The sequence below is a fragment of the Syntrophorhabdaceae bacterium genome, from assembly GCA_028698615.1.
In the GTDB taxonomy this organism is placed as follows: domain Bacteria; phylum Desulfobacterota; class Syntrophorhabdia; order Syntrophorhabdales; family Syntrophorhabdaceae; genus Delta-02.
Genome location: JAQVWF010000084.1, coordinates 1 through 5,701, shown reverse-complemented (window position 1 = coordinate 5,701; position 5,701 = coordinate 1). Strand labels below are relative to the sequence as shown.

Sequence of the window (5,701 nt, the reverse complement as noted above, 5' to 3'; positions counted from 1 at the left end):
GCAAAGCAAATTTGTATTGTACGAAAACGGCAGGTTATGCTATATAAAACTCAACGCCGACGTAGCTCAGTGGCAGAGCAGCTCACTCGTAATGAGCAGGTCGCGGGTTCAACTCCCATCGTCGGCTTTTTAATAAAATCAATAACTTACAAAGCAAAGTTAAACCTCTCAAAATTCCACTTTTCCCCATTTTGTACAACATTTGGACAACAAAAAGAGAAAGCAATAAAAAAGCCCCCGGTTTCCCAGGGGCCTGATATACGGAGCCTTAGAGCCTGTCATAGCCCCTTTTTTCGAGCCTATCCTTTTACCCGCACCTTACCCCTCATCATGCCCGGAAAATGCAACAGGACCCCCACTTTTAGGGGTCTCGCCGGGAAATAGGACAGCGCCCTTGATGTTTTTCTACACCTCTGATTTTGATTTTCACCCATGCGCAATAATCAAAAACAAGATATTTTGTGTGAATGGGATACCGGGAGGTTGCGGCTACCCGTCGATCTGTAGAGACTGCGACGGGGGGTGTTGTCGTCTGTCCTATTGACAAAAACTCTTATGCTTTGTCACAATGACAATGACAAGAGATTACCCCCCAGGGGTTCGTTAATGCCTAAAGGAGAGAATAGGAAATGGAGATAAGAATAGAAACCACGTTCATTCCGTTGATTTTAGCGTATAATGACCTTCCTGAAGGAGTGACACTTATCCGGCAGCCTTTAATGGAAAGACGTGATGCAGACTATGTTGCTGTAGCAAAAGCCGTATTGACCTTTGCTAACGGTGTATCGGCGGGCCTCATAGCCAATTGGATTTACGATAAAATCAAGAGGGTAAAGGATAAGCCTGAATTCTCAATAAAGATAAACGAAACAACATTGCGGACAATTGACCAAAAGTCCATCACTGAAACCATCCAGCGAGAAATAGAAATCTCGAAAAAGTAGAGTTCATCGATCAGAATATAACGCGATCAATAAGGCGCTGAAGGAACGTCTTCTGTTTGATGATAGGTGCCGGCATTGTCCGGCCACACTTCGAGGCAACCTTTACGGCAATGCTTCTCGATGCCCCGGCGGATCTCAGGAGCCTTTCGAGTTCCCTTTTTGATAAGCCGGTTCCCCGGTAGATTCTCAAGTAGTCCTCTTCGGTCAATGCTGCCATGTTCACCTTTTGGGAGAAGCGGTCCCGATCTTGCGCAAACCGGGACCGCCCGTTATAAGATGGACCAGACCAAAGCCGCAGTGTTACCGGGGAGGTCTGGAATTGAAAGACACGTTTAGCTCGTGGCGATCTTCAAGCACTTAATCGCTTCGTACATGATGATACCGCCGCCGACCCGCTTGGTTGTGTAGAAAAAGACGTACGGCTTCTGGCTGTACGGATCGCGGAGCACGTAGACCCCTTTTCTGTCGGCTATCAGATAACCGCGCTTAAAATTTCCGAACCATAAAGGAAACTTGTTCGCGCCGATGTCGTCAACAGCCTCGTCTATTTCCACGGGTTTTCCCAGCAAAGTTGCCGGTTCGCCGTCTGAAAGGCCCGGCCGCCACAGGTAATTGCCTTCGCCGTCTTTGAACTTGCGGATGGTGTTGAAGGTATTGTCGTTCATCACCCACACTGCTTCCTGCCGGTAGGCCGGCTTCAAAGAGTGATAAAGGTCGAAAATCTTGTCCACGTTGTTGAGCAGGGTAGCGTGGCCGCCGGCAATGTAGCCGACCTTACCCCATGTGTAAGAGGCGTTGGCAACCTTGTCGTAAGCGTTAATTCCTTTGGGCTGGGCGACACCGTTGCCATTGATAAAAGCGGTGCCCTCCTGCTCGCTGAAAGCCGTTGTGATCTCATCTTCTAACCAGCCGGATACATCATAAGAAGCGTCGTCGAGAAGGGTCTGCGTTGTCTTCGGGTTCGCAAACAATTCTTTTGCGTTTATGGCAATCTCTGCCAGCGTCGGGGTGTCAGTTTCGTCCCGACTCTGTTTCTCCGTTACCCATCCCGATTCGCAACCCCCCTGTGAAATGAGACGCTTGTATTCGCCCGTGGTTATCGTTTTGACATTGGCGACGCGCCGCATGGCCGAAGAGGCCGCAAGCACTCGGTCTATGCTGGATTCCATCTCGGGGACGACCATGAACCCGCCCGAGGGATCTTCCAGGGTCGATAGTTCGGCTTTCACCTGAAGACCCTTCAGCGCCGCCTCGTTACCGCCGCGCCGGAGGTAGGCGAGAAATTCTGACCTGTACTCGCTCACGGTTGCATTGTCCCTGGAACCGTTCCCGCCGCCGGGAAACTGAGACCGTGAAAGAAAAGTCTCGATTGCGTCAAGCTGGGTTTTCATCTTGCCGATCTCGCCATTGTGTTCGTCCTTAAACTGCAAAAAAGCGGCATTCAGGGCCGCTATCTGTTCGGCTGTTAACATATCTTTTCTCCTTTGATTGTCTGTAGTAGGGTGTTGATTATCGCGTCGTCGTCATCCTCCCGATGATCGTCGATCACGCCGGTGCAGCCTCGCGCTGCTACCATTTTGGCATAGGCCCGTGATGCGCCCGCCTCTATAAGAACGCGCTCAATTTCGCGCGCTGTGAACGTCTTTAACTGTGCCTCGAAGGAAAGATCCTCGGGTACGTTGCTGTAGATGTTTTTGAGGTCGTATTTCGCTTTCGCCGTCTTTCCTTCGCCGTCAAGGACCTTATCGACAAAACCCAGGCCTTTACCCTCCTGGGCCGTCATCCACGTTTCGGTGTGCATCATCTCTTTGATGGTGTCCGCCTCAAGGCCCGTCTTACCGGTGTATATGTCGGCAAGCTGGCCGCCGATCTTCTCGAGCACGTCGGCAATAGACCGGAGATCTTCCTGGTTGCCCACTGCCATAACCCAGGGGTCGTGGATCATGTACATGGTGTTTGCGTAGGCCTGCACCTCGTCGCCGGCAAGGGCTATAACAGACGCGATAGAGGCCGCAAGACCTTCTATCCTCGTTGTGATCTTCGCCGGGTGATTCTTCAAGGCATTATAGACGGCTACACCGTCAAACACATTCCCGCCCGGACTGTTCAGGCGAACCGTGATCTGTTTCGCCTTGATCGCGCCCAAGTCCTTGATGAACTGCTTGGCCTCAACGAAAGGGAAACCGATTACATCATAAATGAGGATTTCGGCGCCGTCGGCCTTGTCCTCGATCCTGTACCAGTCCGCCCGATCGTTCGGAGATTTACCCCACTGCGCCGCTATCACCTTCGCGTTGTGCTTTGTCCGGTATGAAAGGTTATCCATGGTCGGCCTCAACGTAGGGATGATCTTTCAAGTGCTGCATGGCCGCTTCTTCGCCCTGCTGTTCACCTATCTTGATCAGATTCATAAGCCATTCAGCGTAACCAGGGCCCGGCCTTACGCATGGGATATCCTGAGTATCAAGCAAGATCTTGATAGCCTCGCCGACGGTAACGCCCTGATATCCGGCATAGCCTTTCAGTCTCTTGTAAACTTCGGGATCGATGGAAAATGTTTTCGTTGTTCTCATGTTTTCACCTCTTCCAAAGCATACTAAACAACCTTTCAAACCGCTAAGACGCATGAGACGCATGAGACGCATGAGACGCTAATTCTCCCGTACTAGTTGAAGAACGCTCTCGCGCCGCACCCTGACAACCTTCTCCCCGATGCGTACCGATTGCAGCCGCCCTTCATCAATCCAGCGATACACTGTGGCTCTGGAGACGGAGAAATACTTCGCCACTTCATCGGGGCGAAAAAAGGGTTTGTCAGGAAGGTATTCGGTCATCATCCTTGTCGTCCGCAACAATCACGCTTTGGGGTTCCAATAGCTCCGGAGAGGTTGCAGACAATTTGACAACCACGGTTGCCAAAGAAATTCCCGAACGTCATCTTCGTCCCCTGACTTCCCTTCCCCCCGAAGAACAACGCGAAGTCTATCTGAGAGCCGTTGAAACCGCACCGGATGGAAAGGTCACGGCAAGGCACGTTGAGGAAACGGTAAGAACGGTATTTAAACATACTGAAACTCATAGTGTTTTTCGAGGTATTTCTTTTCGTCCGGGGTCAACAGGCCCAGGCGTTGAAGGTAAGCGGCCTCTGATTCGTACCGTGGCGGATCATTCGGATCAATAGCCTTGCCCTTGAAATTGCCTTCCTTGTATTTCGTCCCGATAGGGTTTCCGTGAATGTCTTTCGCCCGTCCGTTGTAATATTCCTCATCGAATCTCGAAACCCAGCTTTCAGGTATCCCTTTATCGAAGTGAGGGACAAGGCCCAAAACCTCATAGCTTGGTGTTCCGATCCCGCCCAGGCGTTGCCGTGGTTCGGCAAAGGTCCCATGATAGAAACAATCGGTAAACGGGTCATCCCAGCGCGGGGCGTCAAACTGCCACCAGGCCCAGGGTCTTGAAGCGGGGTGTTCGTTTATCCAGTCGGCCATGACCTTTCCCCGGATTTCTTCCCATATAGGCAGCCAGTCCCACTTTTCATCCACATTTCGGAAGAAGATCTCCCCTTTCATTCCTTCATCATCCGGGCCGCCTTCAACGCTGCCATACTGCAAGAAGTAGATCTCTATCGGTTTGATCGTGGACCTTGTTTGCTTAGTCTTTCGTGGTTTACGTGGCATTGCTCACCCCCTCGAATTCTCCTTCCGCCCAGGGCCTTCCGGGACCCTTCCAGTCCTGCAAAATGCCGGCCTTGTGCCGGAGCCATAAGGCCCGTAGTTCGTCGCGGCAGGCAGGACTACACAGGATGAAAGGCCGAAGCCAGCTTGACCCATCGGGCCAATTCCCGGCCTTGTCAGGATACGGCCGCCCGGTCAACAGTAAGTGTAATTCTCCGTCTGTAAGCGGGTGCCGTATGCTCTTGCTTTTCCGTGGTTTACGTGGCATCTCGCATCACCTCTCAATACTGCCGTGGCGGTCTCGAGTCTCCGGGGTCCGTAATGTCAAGGGCCAGCTCGCGGATGATCCGGCAAAACAGGGTCTTGTTGTCCCGGACCGCCTTGCTCGCCGGGTGCTCTCGCTTCTGGTGAAAGCGGTCCTCGATAAAGCGGCCTTCCGCCTTCAAGAGCTTTTCATCGGCGGCAATCTCATCAAGGCACTTGGCCGCCATGAAGAGACGTTCGAGGTCGTGGCTCTCCGAAATATCATACTCTTCCAGGACCTTCTTATAAAACTTCTTCCCGGGTGTCTTGAGGCCCGATGGTATTTTTACTTTCATGTGTTGAACCTCCTAAATTTCGTTTCAACCGGGAACGTGCTCACAAAAATGAGGGGGTCAGCCCGGTTTCCGCTGGCATGATCGGCGACTTCTGACCCAGGGGGGGTTAGACCATCTCCTGTTCTCCCGCTGCGCTCTTTCTTTTCCCTTTGCTTCACTGCATAAGGGGTGCAGCGCATATCCTTTCTGAATAGGTCAACCGTTGCCAGCTTATACTTTCTTCGTCTATCCTTCTTCACGTCGCTGTCTCCTGTTCGTCGATCTCCTGCAGCCTCTTGCCCGTGTACCTGAGTAGCCCGATCACTTGCTGCACGTTCAACCTCATCCGCTTCTTGTCCGGCCGTGTCAGTGTCAACACCTTACCTTTGACCGTGACGGTGATCCGGTTCATGTTCCAATTGACCCCGGAAACGAAAGCCATGTACTCGTCGAGGTGACGGCGGTACTGTTCACAGTAAAGATGATAGGAGCGTTCAACGGTCAC

At 52.0% G+C, this 5,701-nt stretch carries 10 protein-coding genes and 1 tRNA gene; 2 read left to right on the top strand and 9 right to left on the bottom strand.

Annotated features, from left to right (window positions below; translation table 11 throughout):
- Positions 1-55: 55 nt before the first annotated feature.
- Both PHC90_14220 and PHC90_14215 read left to right on the top strand, forming a co-directional pair.
- Positions 56-127 (top strand) — tRNA-Thr (locus PHC90_14220).
- 502 nt (positions 128-629) lie between these two features.
- A complete protein-coding gene (locus tag PHC90_14215; GenBank protein ID MDD3847499.1) occupies positions 630-944 on the top strand; it encodes a hypothetical protein in 315 nt (104 codons plus the stop codon).
- 10 nt (positions 945-954) lie between these two features.
- Here PHC90_14215 and PHC90_14210 read toward each other — a convergent pair whose 3' ends face one another.
- From PHC90_14210 to PHC90_14170, 9 genes are all read right to left on the bottom strand, one after another.
- Entirely contained in the window at positions 955-1,161 is a 207-nt protein-coding gene (locus PHC90_14210) for a hypothetical protein (GenBank protein ID MDD3847498.1), read from the bottom strand.
- Between the two features lie 115 nt (positions 1,162-1,276).
- Positions 1,277-2,416 carry a phage major capsid protein gene (locus PHC90_14205; GenBank protein MDD3847497.1) on the bottom strand — a complete coding sequence of 380 codons (1,140 nt, stop codon included), beginning with the start codon at positions 2,414-2,416 and terminating at the stop codon, positions 1,277-1,279.
- Positions 2,410-3,270 carry a Clp protease ClpP gene (locus tag PHC90_14200; GenBank protein ID MDD3847496.1) on the bottom strand — a complete coding sequence of 287 codons (861 nt, stop codon included), beginning with the start codon at positions 3,268-3,270 and terminating at the stop codon, positions 2,410-2,412. Before PHC90_14200 ends, PHC90_14205 begins: the two co-directional genes overlap by 7 nt.
- A complete protein-coding gene (locus PHC90_14195) occupies positions 3,263-3,517 on the bottom strand; it encodes a hypothetical protein (GenBank protein ID MDD3847495.1) in 255 nt (84 codons plus the stop codon). Before PHC90_14195 ends, PHC90_14200 begins: the two co-directional genes overlap by 8 nt.
- Before the next feature lie 78 nt (positions 3,518-3,595).
- Positions 3,596-3,781: a helix-turn-helix domain-containing protein gene (locus PHC90_14190; GenBank protein ID MDD3847494.1), complete on the bottom strand. Its 186-nt coding sequence runs from the start codon at positions 3,779-3,781 to the stop codon at positions 3,596-3,598.
- A 222-nt stretch (positions 3,782-4,003) separates the two neighbouring features.
- Entirely contained in the window at positions 4,004-4,621 is a 618-nt protein-coding gene (locus PHC90_14185; protein ID MDD3847493.1) for a hypothetical protein, read from the bottom strand.
- Between the two features lie 278 nt (positions 4,622-4,899).
- Entirely contained in the window at positions 4,900-5,217 is a 318-nt protein-coding gene (locus PHC90_14180) for a hypothetical protein (GenBank protein MDD3847492.1), read from the bottom strand.
- The gene (locus PHC90_14175) at positions 5,214-5,456 is read right to left on the bottom strand and encodes a hypothetical protein (GenBank protein MDD3847491.1); all 243 of its coding nucleotides are present in this window, start codon (positions 5,454-5,456) and stop codon (positions 5,214-5,216) included. Before PHC90_14175 ends, PHC90_14180 begins: the two co-directional genes overlap by 4 nt.
- The coding region (locus PHC90_14170; protein ID MDD3847490.1) for a hypothetical protein at positions 5,453-5,701 on the bottom strand (249 nt) is incomplete at its 5' end. The genes PHC90_14175 and PHC90_14170, both read right to left, overlap by 4 nt.